This is a genomic window from Streptomyces sp. (assembly GCF_035644915.1).
Lineage (GTDB): Bacteria > Actinomycetota > Actinomycetes > Streptomycetales > Streptomycetaceae > Streptomyces.
On the sequence record NZ_DASQNP010000085.1, the window covers coordinates 13,590 to 33,995 of the forward strand.

A 20,406-nucleotide genomic window follows, 5' to 3' on the forward strand; every position below is an offset into this window, starting at 1 on the left:
GCCGGGGCGGCGCGGTGGCGGCGCGACGTGCCGAAGTCCGTGCGGACCGGGCACTGGTGGGGGGTGTTCTGGGTAGGCTCCGCCCCATGGAGCATGAGGTGTACGTCCCGTTCGCCGTCGGAGCCGTGCGGGCGGCGCTCGCCGAACCGGAGCGTGTCGCGCGCTGTATCCCGGGGCTCCAGCCCGACGCGTCGGAGACGGTGTCCGGGGACGGCGTGGATCTTCGGGGGCGGCTGCGGGTGCGGATCGGCGGCTCCAGCATCACGTACCGCGGCCGTCTGCGCCTGACGCACGAGCGGCGCGGTACGGGCGACGGGGCGGACGAGACGGCCGACGGGACCGACGGGACCGGGGACGAGCGGTACACGGTCCGCGGCGAGGGCACCGAGGCACGGGGCGACGGCTCGGTGGAGCTGACCCTGACGGTCGTGGCGCGCCCGGCCGGGGACGGCGAGGGCACCACGCTGGCCTGCACCGCCGAACTGCGCGGCGCGGGCCGGATCACGGAGTTCGAGGAGAGGCAGCGGCACACCGCGGGCCGCCGCCTGCTGGACCGCTTCGCCGGCGAACTGGCCGAGAGCATGACGGCCGATCCGGTCGCCCCGGCGGACGCGGCAGGCACGGCCGGCACGGCTGCCGGGGACACCACGGACGCCGGGGACACGGTGGCGGCCGCAGCCGCCGAGGGCGGAAGCACGGCGCGGACCCGGGACACCGGGGAGCCGGAGGAACCGCGGGAAGCGCGGGAGCAGGAGGGGGAGCCGCGGGTCGAGGGGATCTTCGAGGTCGAGATCCCGCCGCCGTCGCTCGACCCGGAGAGCGACGACGTCTTCGACGACGGGCTCGACGACGGACTCGACGACGGGCTCGACGAGGCGTTCGGCGACGACCTCACCGACGAGGAGCTGGACGAGAAGCTCGGCGGCGGGCTGGGCGACGGGCCGGCCGAGGAGTTCGGCGCCGAGGCCGACGACGGTCTCGGCGGGTTCGGCGACGACCTGGACGAGGAGCCGTCGCCCGCCACCGCCGAGGCGGCCCACGCCCGCCGGACGATGATCGGGCGCAGCGCCGAGGAGGTGGACCACGCGCCGCCGCGCGGTCGCTACGCTCCCGTCCCCCCACCCGAGAGCGCCTCCTCCACCGCCGCCGTGCTGCGCTGGGCCGCCCCGGCGGCGGCGCTGGTGCTGGCCTCGGCGGTCGTCGTCGGGCGTGTGCTGAAGCGGCGCCGCTGACCGACGCGGTTTAGGGTCATGGGTGTGACTGTCCATGACACAGAGAGCGGAGTACGCCTGCGGGCCGGCGACGCCGAGGTGATCGTCGAGCCGGAACGCGGATGCCGGATCGCCTCGCTGCGCATCGGCGGTACGGAGGTGCTGCGGCAGGGCGAGCGGTACGGCTCGTTCGTGATGGCGCCCTGGTGCGGCCGGACCAGGGAGGGGCGGTTCCGCAACGGCGGTGAGCCGTACCAACTGCCCGTGGACGCCGGCCGGCACGCCATCCACGGCACCGTGCGCGGCCGCGCCTGGCGCACGGCCCGCAGCGACGGGCGGACCGCGTCGTTCTTCTGCGACCTCACCGACCCCTGGCCCTGGCCGGGCCGGGTCACCCAGCTCGTGGAGCTGGCGGAGGACGGCGGGGGGCTCACCCTCACCCTGGGCGTGGAGACGTTCGAGAACTCCTTCCCGGCGCAGGTGGGCTGGCATCCCTGGTTCCTGCGCAACCTCGGCCGGGGCGGGCAGGACGTCGTCCTGGACTTCGACCCCGCCTGGCAGGAGGAGCGCGGCGAGGACCACATCCCCACCGGCCGCCGCATCGAGCCGCGGCCCGGCCCCTGGGACGACTGCTTCGGCATGCCGGACGGGGTGGACGTGACGCTGACCTGGCCCGGTGAACTGGAGTTGAGGGTCACCAGCCGCTCCGAGTGGGTGGTGGTCTACGACCAGCAGGCCGAGGCCGTCTGCGTCGAACCGCAGACCGGACCGCCCAACGGGCTCAACACCCATCCCCGCCTGGTCACGCCCATCGATCCGCTGGAGGCCACCACGACCTGGACCTGGCGTTCGCTGGCTTAGGCTCGTCGCCATGAGCGACGCGCGCGAGAAGCTGCTGCAGCAGATCAAGGACAAGGCCGTGGTCCACGGCAGGGTGACCCTCTCCTCCGGCAAGGAGGCCGACTACTACATCGACCTGCGCCGGATCACCCTGGACGCCGAGGCCGCGCCACTGGTCGGACAGGTGCTGCTCGACCTGACCGCCGACCTGGAGTACGACGCGGTGGGCGGCCTGACCCTCGGCGCCGACCCGGTGGCCACCGCGATGCTGCACGCCGCCGCCGCGCGCGGGCGGAAGCTGGACGCCTTCGTCGTCCGGAAGCAGGGCAAGACCCACGGTCTCCAGCGCCGGATCGAGGGCCCGGACGTGGCGGGCCGCCGCGTGCTGGCGGTCGAGGACACCTCCACCACGGGCGGCTCGGTGCTCACGGCGGTCGAGGCGCTGCGGGAGGCCGGCGCGGAGGTCGTGGGTGTGGCCGTGATCGTCGAACGCGGCGCGGCCCCGGCGATCGAGAAGGCGGGCCTGCCGTACTACCAGGCGTACGGGCTGGAGGACCTGGGCCTGTCCTGACCCGGTACGGAGCCCGGTACGCACCGACGGCCGGGGAGGGCGGCGGGGAGAACCGTGGAGGGAGCCGCGGAGAGGGCGGGCGGGGCGCTGCCCCGCCCGCTGTGCCACCGCCGGGAGCGGCTCCGCGCCTCCGCCGGAACACGGAGCGTCACCACTCTGCGAGCCCACAACCGCAGGAGACGGCCTCCGCACCCCCAGCCGGACCACAGAGCGTCACCGTTTCACGTGAAACAGTGACCCGCACGGCCCTCCCCGGCTGGCGGCGGGCGGTCGCGCCGCCCTCCCCGGGATCCAGGGGGTGGATCATTCGCACCCGTCTGGGAGGATGGGGACGACGATGACGTCGTTCCGTTGACCCAGCCAGAGCCGAACAGTTTTCGCACACCATCAAGGAGCGGACAGATGCCCATCGCAACCCCCGAGGTCTACAACGAGATGCTCGACCGGGCGAAGGCCGGCAAGTTCGCCTACCCCGCCATCAACGTGACCTCGTCGCAGACGCTCCACGCCGCACTGCGCGGCTTCGCCGAGGCGGAGAGCGACGGCATCATCCAGATCTCCACGGGCGGCGCCGAGTTCCTGGGCGGTCAGTACAACAAGGACATGGTGACCGGCGCGGTCGCGCTGGCCGAGTTCGCGCACATCGTCGCCGAGAAGTACCCGGTCAACATCGCCCTGCACACCGACCACTGCCCCAAGGACAAGCTGGACGGCTACGTCCGCCCGCTGCTGGAGATCTCCCGCAAGCGCGTGGAGGAGGGCCGCAACCCGCTCTTCCAGTCCCACATGTGGGACGGTTCGGCCGAGACCCTGGCCGACAACCTGGAGATCGCCCAGGAGCTGCTGGCCGCCGCGCAGGCCGCGAAGATCATCCTCGAGGTCGAGATCACCCCGACCGGCGGCGAGGAGGACGGCATCAGCCACGAGATCAACGACGAGCTGTACACCACCGTCGAGGACGCGATCCGCACCGCCGAGGCGCTGGGTCTGGGCGAGAAGGGCCGCTACCTGCTGGCCGCCTCCTTCGGCAACGTCCACGGCGTCTACAAGCCGGGCAACGTCGTGCTCCGCCCCGAGCTGCTGAAGGACCTCCAGGAGGGTGTGGCCGCCAAGTTCGGCAAGCAGAACCCGTTCGACTTCGTCTTCCACGGCGGCTCCGGCTCCACCGAGGAGGAGATCGCCACCGCCCTGGACAACGGTGTGGTGAAGATGAACATCGACACCGACACCCAGTACGCGTTCACCCGTCCGGTCGTGGACCACATGTTCCGCAACTACGACGGTGTGCTGAAGGTGGACGGCGAGGTCGGCAACAAGAAGACCTACGACCCGCGTAGCTGGGGCAAGCTCGCCGAGGCGGGCATGGCCGCGCGTGTGGTCAAGGCGTGTGAGCACCTGCGCTCCACGGGCACCCGCCTGAAGTGACCCCGGAGTGACACCGCCGCCACCCGGGCCCGACCGGACCCGGACGGCGGCGGAACGGTGGAAACGGTGGAGCGGCATACGGCGAGCCCGGCACCCGGCGGTGCCGGGCTCGCCGCGCTCCGGCCGGGGACCGGGCAGACTGGGGACCATGGCCATTCACGAGAACCTGCTCGGGGGACCGCCCCCGACCCGCCTTCCCGACGACCCCGAGCCGCGCGAGCTGCTCGCCGCGGGCACCCCGCCCGCCGAGGTCGCCGCGAAGCACCCGGCCTCCTCCCTGGCCTGGGCGCAGCTCGCGGACGACGCCTACACCGCCGGGCGCATGGTCGAGTCGTACGCCTACGCCCGCACCGGCTACCACCGCGGCCTGGACGCCCTGCGCCGCAACGGCTGGAAGGGACACGGCCCGATCCCGTTCGAGCACGAGCCCAACCGGGGCTTCCTGCGCGCCCTGCACGCCCTCGCCCGCGCCGCCCAGGCCATCGGCGAGCAGGAGGAGTACGAGCGCTGCACCACCTTCCTGAAGGAGAGCTCGCCCACCGCGGCGGCCACGCTGTCCTGATCGGTGTACTGACCGGTGTCCTGATCGGTTTCCGACCGGCTCTTGCCGTCGCCGGGCCCTGACCCGATGATCTGCGGGTAAGGCCCGGCGACCCCGGGCGAGCGTGCGAGGAGAGCAGTCCCATGGCGTCACAGTCGTCACAAACGTCGCAGTCGTCACCACCGCCCGAGACGGGGAGCGACCTCGGTCCGGAGGCTCCGAACCTCGACTTCGCGGGCACCACACCGTACGAGGACTACGTGAAGGCGGACGTCCTCACCCACCTCCAGCACCCCCTCTCCGACGACCCCGGAGAGATGGCCTTCCTGGTGACCACGCAGGTCATGGAGCTGTGGTTCACCGTCATCGTCCACGAGTGGCACACCGCCGCCCAGGCGCTGCGCGAGGACGACCTGCGCACGGCGCTGGCGGCGCTCAAGCGCTCCACGTACGAGCTGACCTCGCTCAACGCCTCCTGGGAGCCGCTGGCCCACCTGACCCCGGCGGAGTTCAACTCCTACCGGGCCGCCCTCGGCGAGGGATCCGGCTTCCAGTCCGCGATGTACCGGCGGATGGAGTTCCTGCTCGGCGAGAAGTCCGCGTCCATGCTCGTCCCGCACCGCGGCGCCCCCCGGGCGTACGCCGAGCTGGAGAAGGCGCTGCACGAGCCGAGCCTGTACGACGAGGTGCTGCGCTACCTCGCCCGCCGCGGCGAGGCGGTCCCCGAGTCCGTGCTGAACCGGGACGTCTCCCTGCGCTACGAGCCCGACCCGCAGGTCGAGGAGGTCTGGGCGCGGATCTACTCCGGCGATCCCGACAGCGACCTGCTGCGCCTGGGCGAGGCGCTGACCGAGGTCGCCGAGCTGGTCTGGCGCTGGCGCAACGACCACCTGGTGGCCACCCGCCGCGCGATGGGCGCCAAGCAGGGCACCGGCGGCTCCGCGGGCGTGGCCTGGCTGGAGAAGCGCGCCCGCAAGAACGTCTTCCCCGAGCTGTGGACGGCCCGTAGCCATGTCTGAGCCCGATCTGCCCGGGGGCCCGGCGGCCGTCCTGCGCGAGGAGGCGGCCAAGCTGGACGCCGCCGACGAGCTGAGGGACAGGCGCGAGGGCTTCGTCCTCGACGACGAGAACGGCGAGCGCGTCGTCTACCTCGACGGCAACTCCCTCGGGGCGCTGCCCCGTACCGTGCCCGCCCGCGTCGCGGAGGTGGTGGAGCGCGAGTGGGGGCGGCTGCGCATCCGCTCGTGGACCGAGTCCGGCTGGTGGACCGCGCCCGAGCGGATCGGCGACCGGATCGCCCCGCTCGTCGGTGCCGCGCCCGGCCAGATCGTGGTCGGCGACTCCACCAGCGTCAACGTGCTCAAGGCGGTCGTCGCCGCACTCCGCCTCGCCCGCGAGGACAACCCGGCCCGCACCGATCTGCTGGTCGACGCCACGACCTTCCCCACCGACGGCTACATCGCCGCCTCCGCCGCCCGGCTGACCGGCGCGGCGGTCCGCGCGCTGCCCGCCGACGGCATCCCCGGCTCCGTCGGCCCCCGCACCGCAGCGGTCCTGGTGAACCACGTGGACTACCGCACCGGCGAGCTGCACGACCTGCCCGGCATCACCGCCGCCGTCCACGAGGCGGGGGCGTACGCGGTGTGGGACCTGTGCCACAGCGCGGGCGCCCTCCCGGTCGGGCTCGACGAGCACGGCGTGGACCTCGCGGTCGGCTGCACGTACAAGTACCTCAACGGCGGCCCCGGCGCCCCCGCGTACCTCTACGTCCGCCGCGACCTCCAGCCGCGCTTCGACTCGCCGCTGCCCGGCTGGAACTCGCACGCCGACCCGTTCGGCATGAGCCACGAGTACGAACCCGCCGACGGGGCGCTCCGGGGCCGGGTCGGGACGCCGGACATCCTGTCCATGCTGGCGCTGGAGGAGGCGCTGACGGTCTGGGACGGCGTGGACATCGGGGCCGTACGCGCCAAGAGCTTGGCGCTGACGGACTTCTTCCTGCGCTGCGTGGGGAGCTACGTGCCGGCCGGGCGCGTGGAGTGCGTCACCCCGGTCGAGCACGCCCGGCGCGGCAGCCAGATCGCGCTGCGCTGCGCGGACGCGGGCGCGGTGATGGAGGAGTTGATCAGGCGCGGGGTGGTGGGCGACTTCCGCCGCCCGGACGTGCTGCGCTTCGGCTTCACCCCGCTGTACACGTCCTTCGCCGACGCCGAGCGCGCCGCCCGCGTGCTGGGCGAGGTGCTGGCCGGACGCGCCGCCTGACCGTGGCGACCGTCGACGGGTCCGTCAACGATGCGGAGGAGGCGGCGCTGCTGGGCCTGGCTCCGGTGGCGCCGCCCGTCTCCGAGCGGTACGGCCCCCACCCCTCGCAGGTGATCGACCTGTACGGCCCCGGGGACGCGCCCCTGGTGGCCGTCCTGCACGGCGGCTTCTGGCGCGAGGCGTACGACCGCGTCCACCTCTCCCCGCTGGCCGCCGTGCTGGCGGACGGGCACGGGCTGCGGGTGGCGCTGGTGGAGTACCGGCGCGTCGGCGGAGGCGGCGGCTGGCCGGGGACCTTCGAGGACGTCGAGCACGCCTTGGCACACCTTGCCGGGTCCGGGGAGGTACGGGCGTTGGTCGGCCACTCGGCGGGCGGTCACCTCGTGCTGTGGGCGGCGGCCCGCGGACTGGTCACGGGGACGGTCGTCGCCGTCGCCCCGGTCGCCGACCTCGCCCGCGCCCACGAGCTGGGACTGAGCGGGGGCGCGGTCGCCGAACTGCTGGGCGGGGCGGATCGGGTCGCGGACCGGTTGCCCGAGGCCGACCCGATGCTGCTGCCGCCGCCGGATCCCGCCGCGGTCGCCGTGACGCTGCTCCACGGCACCGAGGACGCGGACGTCCCCGTGGAACTGTCCCGCCGCTACGCCGCCGCCACCGGCGCCCGGCTGACCGAGCTGCCCGGCACCGGCCACTACGCGCCCGTCACCCCGGGCACGGCCGCCTTCGGACGGCTGGTGTCGGAGCTGGTGGCAGGGGCTGCGGCGGGGCCGGAGACGGAGCCGGCGGCAGGGGCCGCAGGACCGGCGGAGGCACCGCGGAAGGACCGGCGTAGTACCTGAGACGGACCTCCGCGGATGCGACCGCGGGCGGACGACCGGGACGGCCGCGGTCCATAGGGTCGTCGGCGTGACCGAGACGACGAAGACGATCCCGCCCACCGCCCCGCCCCCCGCGCCGCACACCGAGCCGGGAGCGGCCCGCGACGTCCTGCGCGGCCTGCGCGAGGACCTGCTGACCGGGGCCTTCGCGTTCCGGCCGCTCCTCCCGTTGCCGGAGGACGCCCCCTTCCTGCGCCGGCTGCCCGCGGCCGTGCGCGACCGCGTCCGCTGGCTGCCGCACCTGGTCCTCGGGGCCCTGGCGCTGCTGCTGATGACCGTCGAGATCGATGTCTCCTACGACGGTGACGCGGCCTTCGTCCGCGCGCTGCTCCTCGGGGCGCCGCTGGTCATGCTGCTCTTCCGGCCGGTCGGCGCCTTCTGGCTGTCGCTGGCCGGGGTGCCCGTGATGGCGCTGGCGTACGAGAGTCCCGGGGGCTCCTGGCCCTGGACGGGGTCCGCGTTCATCTCGTACCTGGTGGTGCTGCTGGTCGTCGCCGCCCGCTTCCGGCCCCGGGTCGCGGCCTGTCTGTGGCTGCTGACCGTGCTGGTCGGCGGGTTCATCGACCTGAACGTGCGCGGGCAGGAATCGGGTGTCGCCGACATGGCGTACGTCTCCGGGGTCGCGCTCACCCTGCTGCTGGCCGTGCGCGGCTGGCGCGAGTCGCGGCGGCAGGTCGTCGAGCAGGTGGCGGTGGTGGAGGAGGAGCGCTCCCGGCGCACGCTGCTGGAGGAGCGCACCACGATCGCCCGCGAGCTGCACGACGTGGTCGCCCACCACATGTCCGTCGTCGCCATCCAGGCGGAGGCGGCCCCCTACCGGGTGCAGGACCCTCCCGAGGAGCTGGTGGCGGCCCTGGCCACCATCCGGGAGAACGCCGTCACGGCCCTGACCGAGCTGCGCCGCGTCCTGGGCGTGGTGCGGGCCGACCTGCCCGCCGACCTGGACGGCTGGGGCCCGGAGGCCCCGCAGCCCACCCTCGCCGAGCTGGACGACCTGCTGGCCAACGTGCGCCGGGCCGGGCTGGAGGTGGAATCGGTGACGACCGGGAGCGTGCGGACGCTGCCGCAGGGCGTGGAGCTGTCCGCGTACCGCATCGTGCAGGAGGCGCTGAGCAACGCCCTGCGGCACGCGCCCGGCGCGAGCGCCCGTGTCGAGCTGGGCTACGTGCCGGTGGGGCTGGGCCTGCGGATCGTCAACGGCCCGCCGGCGGAAGCGGCCCGGGCGTCCCGGGCCTCCCGGGGCACCGGGCACGGTCTGCTGGGGATGCGGGAACGGGCGGCGATGCTCGGTGGCGGGCTGACCGCGGAGGCCACGGACGACGGCGGCTTCGTGGTGGAGGCGTTCCTGCCGGTGGAGCCGGAGCCCGGGGCGGGAGCGGAGGCGGCGGTCGCCGCGGCCGGCGGGGGGACGGTGTGCTGACCCCGGCGGCGGAGGGCCCCCGCACCCCGGTGCGCGTGGTGATCACCGACGACCAGATGATGGTCCGCGAGGGCTTCTCCGTCCTGCTGAACGCCCAGCCGGACATCGAGGTCGTCGGGGAGGCGGTCGACGGGCGCCAGGCCGTGGAGAAGGTCGCCGAACTGGCCCCGGACGTGGTGCTGATGGACATCCGGATGCCCGTGCTCAACGGCCTGGAGGCCACCCGCGAGATCTGCGCCTCGGGCGCCGCGACCCGGGTGCTGATCCTGACCACCTACGACCTGGACGAGTACGTCTACCAGGCGCTGCGCGCAGGGGCGAGCGGCTTCCTGCTCAAGGACGCCTCCGCCCGCCAGCTCGCCGACGGCGTGCGGACGGTGGCGGACGGCAACGCGCTGCTCGCGCCGACGGTCACCCGGCGGCTGATCGAGGAGTTCTCCCGGCTGGCCGCGGCCGCGGGGCCGCGCGCCCCGCTCAGGGAGCGCGTCGGGGCGCTCACCGAGCGCGAGACGCAGGTCCTCGCGCTCGTCGCCCAGGGCCTGTCCAACACCGAGATCGCCGACCGGCTCGTCGTCGCCGAGTCCACGGTGAAGACCCACGTCAGCCGGGTGCTGGTCAAGCTGGGGCTGCGCGACCGCACCCAGGCGGCCGTCTTCGCGTACGAGTCGGGGCTCATCACCCCCGGCGGCTGAGGGCACCCCCGGGGGCACCCCCGGGGCGGTCGCCTCAGTGGTCCGGAGGCGCCGGAGGCGGCGGGGCCGATCACGGATCGGTTGCCGTCGGCTACGCCGAGGCCACCGGGGTGCCTCGCACCTCTATCCTCAACGCACGAGGTGAACGGGGAGGAGCCGCGCGCGATGGAACCACTGGGGGACGGGGACCCGCGCTGGGTGGGCGCGTACCGACTGCTGGGCCGGCTGGGTGCCGGCGGAATGGGACGGGTCTACCTGGCCCGCTCCGAGCGCGGCCGTACGGTCGCGGTGAAGGTCGTCCAGGAGGAGCTGGCCCGCCAGCCCGCCTTCCGGGAGCGCTTCGCCAAGGAGGTCGTCGCCGCCCGGCGGGTCGGGGGCGAGTGGACGGCGCCGGTGCTGGACGCCGACACCGACGCCGCGACGCCGTGGGTGGCCACCGGCTACATCGCCGGGCCGTCCCTGCAGGCGGTGGTGGACGAGGACTACGGCCCGCTGCCGGAGCACTCGGTGTACGCGCTGGCCGCCGGACTGATCGAGGCGCTGCGGGCGATCCACGGCGCCGGGCTGGTCCACCGCGACCTGAAGCCGTCGAACGTACTGGTCACCATCGACGGACCGAAGGTGATCGACTTCGGTATCGCCCGCGCGCTGGACTCGGTCACCGAGAGCGGGCTGACCCAGACCGGCGCGGTCATCGGCTCCCCGGGCTTCATGTCGCCCGAGCAGGTGCGGGGCGAGCGGGTCACCCCGGCCAGCGACGTCTTCTGCCTGGGCTCGGTGCTCGCCTACGCCGCGACCGGCCGGCTGCCGTTCGGCACGGCCGACAGCGGATTCCACGCGCTGATGTTCCGCATCGCCGAGGAGCCGCCGGACCTGGGCGGGCTGTCCGGTCCGCTGCGCCGGCTGGTGGAGGACTGCCTGGCCAAGGACGCCGCGGCCCGGCCCACGCTGGACGACCTCGCCGCCCGTGTCGGGGAGCACGCGCCGGCGGGCGGCCCCTGGCTGCCCGGTGAGGTGCTGGCCCAGCTCGGCCGCCACGCCGTCCGGCTGCTGGACAGCGAGGACCCGGACGCCACCGCGGCCGGCGCGTTCGCGCGTCCCGCCGCCACGGCCACGGCCTCGGCCACCCCGCCGCCCGCACCGACCGTCCCGCCGACCGCGGGGTTCCCCGGGCCCGGCCCGCTGAGCACCCCGCCCCCGCCCTCGTACCCCTCGGCGCCGGCCACCGGGCCGGCCGCCGGCGGGTACGGGCCGACGGCCGGCCGGCCGTGGCACTCCACGCCCCCGCCGAACGCCACCTCCTCCTACCCGGCGCACGGGGCGGCCCGCCCCGGTGCCGCGCGGTCGGCGCGCGGGCTGTCCCTGTGGCTGTGCGCGGCGCTGAGCGCGCTGCTGCTGTGCACGCTGGTGCAGTTCGGGCTCGACGTCCGCCTCTACAACGAGCTGGAGGCGCTGTCGGTGAGCAGCTTCTACAGCTACGGCGGGGACTTCGACTACGAGTCGCTGAAGACGACCTCCGACGTGATGGCCGCCCTCACCACGCTGTTCTCCCTGCCGGTGGTCGTGCTGTGGCTGGTGTGGTTCTGGCGGGTCCGGATGAACGCCGAGGCGTTCGCCCCCGGAGGCGTCCGGTACGACCCTGCGTGGGCGATCCTCTCCTGGCTCGTCCCGGTGGTCTGGTTCTTCATGCCCAAGCAGATCATCAACGACATCTGCGACCGCAGCGATCCGGGCGCGTCCCCGGCGGGCTGGTACGGGCCCCGGCAGAGCAGCAACCGCGGCCTGCTCAACGGCTGGTGGACGCTGTGGCTGATCGGCATGGTCGGCGGGCTGCTGTTCTCCTGGGAGAACTGGTACGAGGCGACCAGCGTCGAGGACGCGGAGGGCACCGTGGCCCTGGCCATCCTCCTGGACCTGCTGGCCGTCCCGTCCACGGTCCTGGCGATCCTGGTGGTGCTGCGGCTGACCTCCCTCCAGGAGGACCGCATCACCGCGCGGCGCTGACCGGCCAGGCGGCACCGGCCGGTGCCACCGGTGCCCGCCTGGCCGGTGCCTCAGCCGATGTCGCGGCGGCGGAACGCGGCGAGCCCGGCCGCCGTCAGCCCGGCCGCGAGCAGCAGCATCCACAGGTACGGCCCCGCGGTCGCCTCCCCGCCCGGCAGCTTGGGCAGGTGGCTGAACGGGGTGAGGTTCATGACCTCCTGCGGCAGGTCCAGCGCCGGGCCGAGCCAGCCGAGGGCGAGGGCGGCGCCGACCAGTCCCCACGCCGTCGCGCTCGCCGCGGGAAGGGCGCCGAAGAGCAGCACCGTCACCCCGGTGAGCACCCACACGGCGGGTGCCTGCGCCAGGACCGCGCCGGTCACCCGCCACACCGCGCCCGGGTCGCCGGCGGCCAGACCGTAGCTCAGGCCCATGGTCAGGCCGCTGGCACCGAGCAGGACGGCCGCCCCGGCGAAGGCGAAGAGCAGGTGGCCGGCCGTCCAGCTCAGCCGCGGCACGGCACCGGCGAGGACCGGCTCGGCGCGCTCGGAGGTCTCCTCGCCGCGCATCCGCAGCACGGCGCCGGCCGAGTAGACCGCGGCCACCATGCCGAACAGCCCCGCCAGGGCGGCGAGGAAGGCGTCGGTGAGGCCCCGTGCCCCGCCCATCCGCTCGAAGACCTCGCGGGCCTGCTCGTTGTCGCCGACCAGGTCGGCCGCGCCCTCGGCCACGCCGCCGAAGACGAGGCCGGCCAGGGCGAAGCCGGCGGCCCAGCCGAACAGCGAGCCCCGCTGGAGCCGCCAGGCCAGCCCGTAGGGGCCGCCGATCCGGCCGGCGGCCGGGCCGGGCCGGGTGGCCAGGAAGCTCGCGCCGACGTCGCGCCGCCCGGCCAGCCCGTACGCGGCGGCGGTTGCCGCCGCGCACAGGGCGAGCGTCGACAGCAGTGCGGCGAAGCGCTCGTCCGCGAACGGCCGGAGGTTCTCCGCCCAGCCCAGCGGCGAGAGCCAGGTCAGCGCCGAGGAGCCCTCCTGCGCGGCGGACTGCCGGGCGTCCCCGGCCGCGCGCAGGATGAACGCGGCACCGAGCACGGCACCGGTCAGCCCCTTGGCGAGCCGGGCGCTCTCGGTGAGCTGCGCGGCGATGGCGGCGACGGCGGCGAAGGCGAGGCCGGTGCAGCCGAGCGCGAGTCCCATCGTGAGCGAGCCCGTCCCGGGCAGTCCGACGGCGACCAGGCCGAGGGCGGTGAGGGCGGCGACCGCCGCGTTGGCGATCCCGGCGGCGAGCAGGGCGGCGGTGAGCGGGGCCCGGCGGCCGACCATCGCCGAGGAGAGCAGCTCCTGGCGGCCGGTCTCCTCCTCCTCACGGGTGTGCCGCACCACGATGGTCAGGCTCATGATGGCGGTGAGCGCCGTTCCGAAGGCCAGCATGCGCCACGCGGTCAGGGCGCCGAGCGAGTCGCCGAACACCGGGCCGTACAGGGCGCGCATCGAGCCGTTGCCGTTCATCGACCGGGCCAGCCCGGCGCGGTCGGCGGCGGAGTCGTAGAACTGGTCGAGCGCGGTGGCGGTCTGCACGACCGCCAGGGAGAGCAGGAGCACCCACGCCGGGATCATCACGCGGTCGCGGCGCAGTGCGAGCCGCAGCAGCGTGCCCGTCCCGGCCAGGTCGCGGCGGGAGCCGCGGTCGGCGGCGGACGCCCGGGGGGTCTCGTGGGTCAGGGTGGTCACGACGCGATCGCCTTCTCGTCCTCGCCGGCGCCGCGGGTGCCGGCCTCCGCGCCGTCCGGGGCGGCCTCGTCCTGGTAGTGCCGCAGGAACAGCTCCTCCAGGGTGGGCGGGGTGCTGGTCAGGCTGCGGATGCCGGATTCGGAGAGCCGCCGCAGCACGGCGTCCAGCTTGTCGGTGTCCACCTGGAACCGCACCCGCGTGCCCTGTACGGACAGGTCGTGCACACCGGGCAGGCCGGAGAGTCCGCCCGGCTCGCTCGCCAGTTCGGCGCTGACGGACGTACGGGTCAGGTGCCGCAGGTCGGCGAGCGTGCCGCTCTCGACGGTGACGCCCTTGCGGATGATGCTGACCCGGTCGCACAGCGCCTCGACCTCGCTGAGGATGTGGCTGGACAGCAGCACCGTCCGCCCCCGCTCGCGCTCCTCGGCGACGCAGTCCCGGAAGACGCCCTCCATCAGCGGGTCGAGCCCGGAGGTCGGCTCGTCCAGGATCAGCAGCTCCACGTCGGAGGCGAGGGCGGCGACCAGGGCGACCTTCTGCCGATTGCCCTTGGAGTACGTCCGCCCCTTCTTGGTCGGGTCCAGCTCGAAGCGCTCCAGCAGCTCGTCGCGGCGCCGCCGGTCCAGCCCGCCGCGCAGCCGGCCGTAGAGGTCGATCACCTCGCCGCCGGAGAGGTTGCGCCACAGGGTGACGTCGCCGGGCACGTACGCCACGCGCCGGTGCAGGTCGACGGCGTCGCGCCAGGGATCGCCGTCCAGCAGTCGGGCGGTGCCCCCGTCGGCGCGCAGCAGGCCCAGCAGGACCCGGATGGTGGTGGACTTCCCCGATCCGTTGGGCCCGAGGAAGCCGTGCACCTCACCGGTGCGGACCTCCAGGTCGAGGCCGTCGAGGGCGCGGGTCCGGCCGAAGGTCTTGACGAGACCGGACACCGAGATGGCTGTGGTCGCCTTGGTCATGATTACGAAGCTACGCTTACTTCAGAAGAATGTGAAGTTAAAAAAATCCAGGGTGACCCGGTCTCCGCGGCCTGGGAGGATGAACCCGTGGTGGAGAACGAGAAGCCGGACAAGCCGAACACGACGCAGCCCTACGGCGCCGAGGTCGCCGACTTCGTCGAGCGCTTCGCGGCGGAGCTGACCGAGGCGGGCATGCAGCGCATGGCCTCGCGGGTCTTCGCCTGCCTGCTGGTCGAGCCCTCCGGCGCGCTCGGCTCCGCGGAACTCTCCGAACGCCTCCGGGTCAGCCCGGCAGCCGTCTCCGGCGCCGTCCGCTACCTCTCCCAGGTGCACCTGATCACCCGTGAGCGTGAGCCCGGCTCGCGCCGCGAGCGCTACCGCGCGCACGCGGACACCTGGTACGCGGCGGTCGCCGACCGCGACGCGCTGCTGGGGCGCTGGATCGCCACCTTCGAGCGGGGCGTCAAGGCCGTCGGTCCCGACTCCCCGGCGGGCCGCCGCCTCGCGGAGACGGCGGAGTTCTTCGCGTTTCTGCGGAGCGAGCTGTCCCGGATGATGGACCGCTGGTACGCCCACCGCGAGGCCTTGCGGTCCGGCGAGGAGGAGGGCACCGCCGGTTCCGTGCCCTCCCGCTGAGCGCCCCGGGCGCACGCCGGGCCTTTCGGGCCGTTTGGAGCCCGGGACGGCGGGCGTCAGGACGTCGGAGAGAGGGAGCGCGGGGACGGGACGGTCAGCCGCAGGGCGGAGGGGTGCGCCGTCCAGGTGCGGGTGTGGACCGGGCCGGAGACCACCGCGTCGGCGCGGTAGCGGAAGTGCGGCCCGGACACCGTGACCGTCCGGGCCCGCACCCGCACCGGCTCGGGCACCGACCGCTGCCGTACGACGACGTCCGCGAGGCCGCCGCCCGGCGCGAGGGAGACCCGCTCCACCGGGTGGTCGAGGTCGGCCAGCAGCACCCCGTCCGCCTCCACGCGCAGCCGCGGCGCCTCCGCCCCCGGCGCGGGCAGGGCCAGGGTGCGCACCAGGGAGCGGCAGCGGTCCAGCGCCCCGCGCGCGGCGCGCTCCGGTCTCTCCCGCACCGGCGGGATGCGCAAGGCTCCGAGCACCACCCCGCCGCTGTCGTCTATCAGCAGGTCGAAGCGCTGTTCCACGCCCTCCAGCACGGCCCGCGCCGCCCGCACCGCGTCCAGCGGCACGCCCAGCGAGGCGGCCAGCGCGACCGCCCCCGGCCGCCCCACCGGCACCACCGACAGGCCGCAGTGGGGCAGCTCGCGCTCCAGGTGCAGCAGCCGCACCGCCCGCAGCAGGGACCGGTCGTCACCGATGACCACCGGATGCCGGCGGCCCCGGCGGGCGAGGGCCCGGGCGAGCTCCTCGGGCCCGTCCGGCAGGGACACCTTCACCCCGGGCGCGCCCGCGCACAGCACGTCCTTGGCTATCCGTACGGATTCCCCGTCCGCGCGGCGGGCGAGGGGGTCGATGAGCACGAGCAGCGGATGCGGAACCGGCACCTCGGTCCTTCCTCAGGGGCGTCCACGGTGGGAGCCGACGGGAGCTGGCAGGGAGCTGGCAGGGAACTGGCTGGATCTCGACGGGAGTTGGACGGGGGTCGGCGGGAGGGGCGGGGAACGGGGGGAACGACGGGGGTGCGGCCGGAACTGTCGCGTTCGCCTCCCGTCGGAGGAGTCCGGTAATCTCTCGGTGCAAGAGCCCCTGTCGCTGTTGCGCCAGGGGCTTCGTCGATTCGGGGCACCGGTCCGACGGCTCTTGGACGGCGCGTGGCCGACACGCACGTTGGACATGCCCCGACGGGAAGGGGTGTACGCCTGTGCCCGCACTTGTGCTGCTCGGCGCTCAGTGGGGTGATGAAGGCAAGGGAAAGGCCACCGACCTGCTCGGTGGCTCAGTGGACTACGTGGTGCGCTACCAGGGCGGCAACAACGCCGGCCACACCGTCGTCGTCGGCGACCAGAAGTACGCGCTGCACCTGCTCCCCTCCGGCATCCTCTCCCCGGGGTGTACCCCGGTCATCGGCAACGGCGTCGTCGTGGACCCGGCGGTCCTGTTCTCCGAGCTGGACGGACTCGCCGAGCGTGGCGTCGACACATCCAAGCTGCTCATCAGCGGCAACGCGCACCTGATCACGCCGTACCACACGACCCTCGACAAGGTGACCGAGCGCTTCCTGGGGAAGCGGAGGATCGGTACCACCGGCCGCGGCATCGGCCCCACGTACGCCGACAAGATCAACCGGGTGGGCATCCGCGTCCAGGACCTGTTCGACGAGTCGATCCTGACGCAGAAGGTCGAGGCGGCGCTGGACTACAAGAACCAGGTCCTCGCCAAGCTCTACAACCGCCGCGCCATCGTCGCCGAACAGGTCGTCGAGGAGCTGCTCGGTTACGCGGAGCGGATCGGGGACTACGTCTGCGACACCACGCTGGTCCTCAACAACGCCCTGGACGAGGGCAAGGTCGTCCTCTTCGAGGGCGGCCAGGGCACGCTGCTCGACGTGGACCACGGCACCTATCCGTTCGTGACCTCCTCCAACCCGACGGCCGGCGGTGCCTGCACCGGCTCGGGCGTCGGTCCGACGAGGATCAACAGGGTGATCGGCATCCTCAAGGCCTACACCACGCGGGTGGGCGCCGGTCCGTTCCCGACCGAGCTGTTCGACGAGGACGGGGAGAGGCTGCGCCGGATCGGCGGCGAGCGGGGCGTCACCACCGGCCGCGACCGGCGCTGCGGCTGGTTCGACGCGGTGATCGCCCGGTACGCCACCCGCGTCAACGGGCTCACCGACTTCTTCCTCACCAAGCTGGACGTGCTCACCGGCTGGGAGCGGATCCCGGTGTGCGTCGCGTACGAGATCGACGGCCGGCGGGTGGAGGAGATGCCGTACAGCCAGACCGACTTCCACCACGCCAAGCCGGTCTACGAGATGCTGCCGGGCTGGTCGGAGGACATCTCCAAGGCCAAGACCTTCGAGGACCTGCCGAAGAACGCGCAGAACTACGTGAAGGCCCTGGAGGAGATGTCGGGCGCGCCGATCTCCGCCATCGGGGTCGGTCCGGGCCGCGACGAGACGATCCAGATCAACTCGTTCCTCTGATCCACCGGCCGGCCCACGGGCCACCGGGCGCCACCGGGCGGGGGCGCGCCGTTCCATACGGCGCGCCCCCACCCGTTCCGTCCACCGACCGCCGGAGGCGTCTCACCGCTCCGGCACCGCCAGGGTGTCCAGCGCCTTCGACAGCCGCTCCAGCGCGTCGCGCACCTCGGCGAAGCCCTCCTCGCCGCCCAGCGCCTCGTCCAGCCGCGCGGCGAACTCCGCGTGGCCCGGCGCGATCCGCTCGACGGCCGCGCGCCCCTCGTCGGTCGGGGCGAGCAGCTTGGCGCGGCGGTGCGCGGGGTTGGGCTCGTACGTCGCGAGGCCGCGTTCGACCAGCAGGTCGGCGACGCGCTGCACGCTCTGCCGGGTGATGCCCATCACCCGGGCTATCCCGGCCACCGGCAGCGGCTCGCGCAGCACCGCGCCGAGCACCTGCCACCAGGTGGCGGTCAGCCCGGCGGGCCGGGCCAGCCGCTCGGCGACGGCGAGGAACTGGCCGTTCAGCCGGAAGACGGCCAGCGCCGTGTCCGACAGCAGCTCGGGAGCGCTCATGCCGTCCCGCTCTCGCCGTGCGCGCTGTGCGCCTCGCTCACGGCATCCGTGCCGCTCGCGTTCTCGTAGGCCGCCAGCACCGCGTACGCGTCCGCCTCCGAGTGCCGGAACAGCCGGAACCAGGCGTCGAGGACGTCGGGCGGGAAGACCTCCAGCCGGGCGAGGATCTCCCGGGCGAAGGCGACCGGCTCGGTGGGTCCGGCGGTGATCAGGTCGCCGTCGGTGTACGCGTCGGCCTCGCGGTAGCGGTCGCCGCCCCGGTAGCCGGTCGCGGCCAGCACCTCGGGCGCCGCGCCCGTGTGGTCGCGGTCGTCGAGCAGCCCCTCCTTGGCCAGCGCCGTCACGCCCCCGCAGATCGCCGCGACCGGCACCCCCGCGTCGAGGAAGCCGCGGGCGGCGGAGGCGAAGGGCGGGATGACCTTCTCCCACGCGCCGGCGCCCGGCACGATCAGCAGCGCGCTGTCGTCGGGGTGCAGGTCGACGATGGACAGGTTGGGCACCACCTGCATGCCGCCCATGGTGATCACCGGTTCGCCGCTCTCGCCCACGTACACCACGTGGTGCCCGGCGCCCGTCAGGTGAGCGGTCGCGTGACCGATCTCCCAGTCGGCCAGGGTGTCGTAGACGGCGACGTGCACGGTCTTGCGTTCCATGGCTCCTCCTCGGACCGGATTCCCGGTCGGTATGACAACATCCTGTCATTTCGACAGCATGCTGTCAATGTTCGGGGGTTAGGCTGACCTCTTGAGAAAATCGAAATGCGAGGTGCGGACGAGCGACGGCGTCGGCACCCGGACGTCCCGACCCACGAGGAGGCGCCCGTGATCCAGCGCAGCACGCTGCGCGCGCAGATCGCGGACGCGCTGCGCGACGAGGTGCTCGCCGGGCGGCTCCCGGCGGGGAAGGGGTTCACCGTCAAGGAGATCGCCGAACAGTACGGGGTCTCCGCCACCCCCGTGCGCGAGGCGCTCGTCGATCTGTCCGCACAGGGCCTGCTGGACGTGGAGCAGCACCGCGGCTTCCGCGTCCACGTGTTCACCCCCGACGACTACCGGGCCATGGTGGAGGCGCGCACCCTCGTCATCGAGGGCGTCTTCCGCCGCTCGGCGGCCCTCGTCCCGCCCGGTCGCGGCAGCGAGGAACTCGCCTCCGTGCGCCGCCGCGCCGAGGCGGCCGAACGGGCCGCGCTCGCCGGGGACCTGGACGTGCTCATCGGCTACGACCTGCGCTTCTGGCGGGAGTTGGGCGAGCTGGTCGGCAACCCCTACATCTCCGACTTCCTCGACCGGCTGCGCGTGCAGTGCTGGGTCTTCGCGGTGCCCCACCTGCGCGAACAGCCCGGCCTGCGGGGCTCGTTGTGGGCGGACTACTGCGAACTGGTCGACGCCGTGGAGCGCCGGGACACCGCCGCGGTCGAACGCATCATCGCCGCGTCCGACGAACACTCCCTCGCACTCGTCGAAAAGCTCGGGTGAACGGCACTACGCTGTTCCGCACCCTGTGAACGAACCGTTCCGACCGGTGCACCGGCGGCCGGGCCGCGCAGCGCCGTCCGCCGTGCCCGTCCGCCGCATTGGAGCACTCCTTGGCCTGTGACCTCTGGCTGGTGCCTCTCGTCGACGTGCTGTGCCACAGCCCCGACAACCCCTTCGCCGAGGAACTGGCGGCGTACGACAGGGCGTTGGGCGCCGCTGGCCTGCCGCCGGTCCCCGTCTACGGCTACATGCCCGGCCTCTCCGGCGACGTGGCCCCCGTCGCGGGCTTCGACTACGAGGCGCTGCACTTCCTGCGCCGCGCCTACCTGCTCCAGCTCTGCGGCCTGGAGGTCACCCCGGTCGACGAGCTCGGCGGGGACTACCAGCAGTTGCTGGAGATGTTCGCCCCCACGGCTCAGCAGTCGCACCTGGTCTGGCACTACGACCACGCGGGCGCGTACGTGCCGGTCGACTTCGCCCATCCGCTCTACGACGACGAACTCCTCGCCGGCGGCGGCCCGTTGGGCTCCAGCCACGGGCTGCTGCGCGAACTGGAGGCGGTGGCGCCGTACCTGGGCATCGACCCCGCCAACCCGCCGCCCGCCCCGGCGCCGCCGGTCCGCCCCACGGAGCTGGAGGAGCCCGCGGCCGCCATCGCGTACGACGGCGGTCCCTTCGCGCGGGAGCGCCACGTCTGGCTGGGCCTGCACGCCGCGGCCACCCGGAGCCTGGCGCAGGGCTCCATGATCGTCTTCAGCTAGCGG

General features: G+C 73.9%; 20 protein-coding genes. 15 read left to right on the forward strand and 5 right to left on the reverse strand.

Features of this window, described 5'->3' with window-relative positions; genetic code table 11:
* Positions 1–86: 86 nt before the first annotated feature.
* The 11 genes from VE546_RS10460 to VE546_RS10510 all read left to right on the forward strand — a co-directional run bounded on the left by VE546_RS10460 (position 87) and on the right by VE546_RS10510 (position 11,844).
* Complete coding sequence (locus VE546_RS10460) at positions 87–1,232, forward strand: hypothetical protein (protein ID WP_324920917.1); 1,146 nt, start codon at positions 87–89, stop codon at positions 1,230–1,232.
* A 24-nt stretch (positions 1,233–1,256) separates the two neighbouring features.
* Positions 1,257–2,072 (forward strand): aldose 1-epimerase, encoded by an 816-nt coding sequence (locus VE546_RS10465; RefSeq protein WP_324920918.1) that lies wholly within the window; start codon positions 1,257–1,259, stop codon positions 2,070–2,072.
* A 10-nt stretch (positions 2,073–2,082) separates the two neighbouring features.
* On the forward strand, positions 2,083–2,622 hold the full coding sequence (pyrE, locus tag VE546_RS10470; RefSeq protein WP_324920919.1) for an orotate phosphoribosyltransferase: 540 nt from the start codon (positions 2,083–2,085) through the stop codon (positions 2,620–2,622).
* 402 nt (positions 2,623–3,024) lie between these two features.
* On the forward strand, positions 3,025–4,047 hold the full coding sequence (gene fbaA, locus VE546_RS10475; protein WP_324920921.1) for a class II fructose-bisphosphate aldolase: 1,023 nt from the start codon (positions 3,025–3,027) through the stop codon (positions 4,045–4,047).
* A gap of 148 nt (positions 4,048–4,195) precedes the next feature.
* On the forward strand, positions 4,196–4,609 hold the full coding sequence (locus VE546_RS10480) for a DUF3151 domain-containing protein (RefSeq protein WP_324920923.1): 414 nt from the start codon (positions 4,196–4,198) through the stop codon (positions 4,607–4,609).
* 122 nt (positions 4,610–4,731) lie between these two features.
* Entirely contained in the window at positions 4,732–5,607 is an 876-nt protein-coding gene (locus tag VE546_RS10485; RefSeq protein WP_324920925.1) for a tryptophan 2,3-dioxygenase family protein, read from the forward strand.
* Positions 5,600–6,850 carry a kynureninase gene (gene kynU, locus VE546_RS10490; RefSeq protein ID WP_324920927.1) on the forward strand — a complete coding sequence of 417 codons (1,251 nt, stop codon included), beginning with the start codon at positions 5,600–5,602 and terminating at the stop codon, positions 6,848–6,850. Before VE546_RS10485 ends, kynU begins: the two co-directional genes overlap by 8 nt.
* Positions 6,851–6,852: 2 nt before the next feature.
* Positions 6,853–7,689, forward strand: a complete 837-nt coding sequence (locus tag VE546_RS10495; RefSeq protein WP_324920929.1) for an alpha/beta hydrolase — start codon at positions 6,853–6,855, stop codon at positions 7,687–7,689.
* Positions 7,690–7,756: 67 nt separating this feature from the next.
* Positions 7,757–9,148, forward strand: coding sequence for a sensor histidine kinase (locus tag VE546_RS10500; protein ID WP_324920931.1), 1,392 nt, complete (start codon positions 7,757–7,759; stop codon positions 9,146–9,148).
* On the forward strand, positions 9,145–9,840 hold the full coding sequence (locus tag VE546_RS10505) for a response regulator transcription factor (RefSeq protein WP_324920988.1): 696 nt from the start codon (positions 9,145–9,147) through the stop codon (positions 9,838–9,840). Before VE546_RS10500 ends, VE546_RS10505 begins: the two co-directional genes overlap by 4 nt.
* A gap of 165 nt (positions 9,841–10,005) precedes the next feature.
* A complete protein-coding gene (locus VE546_RS10510) occupies positions 10,006–11,844 on the forward strand; it encodes a protein kinase domain-containing protein (protein ID WP_324920933.1) in 1,839 nt (612 codons plus the stop codon).
* A 50-nt stretch (positions 11,845–11,894) separates the two neighbouring features.
* Here VE546_RS10510 and VE546_RS10515 read toward each other — a convergent pair whose 3' ends face one another.
* The gene (locus VE546_RS10515) at positions 11,895–13,547 is read right to left on the reverse strand and encodes an ABC transporter permease (RefSeq protein WP_414720441.1); all 1,653 of its coding nucleotides are present in this window, start codon (positions 13,545–13,547) and stop codon (positions 11,895–11,897) included.
* Positions 13,544–14,503, reverse strand: a complete 960-nt coding sequence (locus tag VE546_RS10520) for an ABC transporter ATP-binding protein (RefSeq protein WP_324920934.1) — start codon at positions 14,501–14,503, stop codon at positions 13,544–13,546. Before VE546_RS10520 ends, VE546_RS10515 begins: the two co-directional genes overlap by 4 nt.
* An 87-nt stretch (positions 14,504–14,590) precedes the next feature.
* On the opposite strand from VE546_RS10520, the gene VE546_RS10525 reads away from it, so the two are divergent.
* Complete coding sequence (locus VE546_RS10525; protein ID WP_324920935.1) at positions 14,591–15,139, forward strand: GbsR/MarR family transcriptional regulator; 549 nt, start codon at positions 14,591–14,593, stop codon at positions 15,137–15,139.
* Between the two features lie 56 nt (positions 15,140–15,195).
* Here VE546_RS10525 and VE546_RS10530 read toward each other — a convergent pair whose 3' ends face one another.
* Positions 15,196–16,014 carry a diacylglycerol kinase gene (locus VE546_RS10530; protein ID WP_324920937.1) on the reverse strand — a complete coding sequence of 273 codons (819 nt, stop codon included), beginning with the start codon at positions 16,012–16,014 and terminating at the stop codon, positions 15,196–15,198.
* A gap of 317 nt (positions 16,015–16,331) precedes the next feature.
* On the opposite strand from VE546_RS10530, the gene VE546_RS10535 reads away from it, so the two are divergent.
* A complete protein-coding gene (locus VE546_RS10535) occupies positions 16,332–17,615 on the forward strand; it encodes an adenylosuccinate synthase (RefSeq protein ID WP_324920939.1) in 1,284 nt (427 codons plus the stop codon).
* Between the two features lie 102 nt (positions 17,616–17,717).
* Here the strand turns inward: VE546_RS10535 and VE546_RS10540 are convergent, their stop codons facing one another.
* Together VE546_RS10540 and VE546_RS10545 are read right to left on the reverse strand one after the other, a co-directional pair.
* Entirely contained in the window at positions 17,718–18,167 is a 450-nt protein-coding gene (locus tag VE546_RS10540; protein WP_324920941.1) for a MarR family winged helix-turn-helix transcriptional regulator, read from the reverse strand.
* Positions 18,164–18,820, reverse strand: coding sequence for a DJ-1/PfpI family protein (locus VE546_RS10545; RefSeq protein WP_324920942.1), 657 nt, complete (start codon positions 18,818–18,820; stop codon positions 18,164–18,166). The genes VE546_RS10540 and VE546_RS10545 overlap by 4 nt, the downstream gene beginning before the upstream one ends.
* Before the next feature lie 105 nt (positions 18,821–18,925).
* Between VE546_RS10545 and VE546_RS10550 the strand changes: the two genes are divergently transcribed.
* Together VE546_RS10550 and VE546_RS10555 are read left to right on the forward strand one after the other, a co-directional pair.
* Positions 18,926–19,642 carry a GntR family transcriptional regulator gene (locus VE546_RS10550; RefSeq protein ID WP_324920943.1) on the forward strand — a complete coding sequence of 239 codons (717 nt, stop codon included), beginning with the start codon at positions 18,926–18,928 and terminating at the stop codon, positions 19,640–19,642.
* A 110-nt stretch (positions 19,643–19,752) separates the two neighbouring features.
* The gene (locus tag VE546_RS10555) at positions 19,753–20,403 is read left to right on the forward strand and encodes a hypothetical protein (protein ID WP_324920945.1); all 651 of its coding nucleotides are present in this window, start codon (positions 19,753–19,755) and stop codon (positions 20,401–20,403) included.
* Positions 20,404–20,406: the final 3 nt, after the last annotated feature.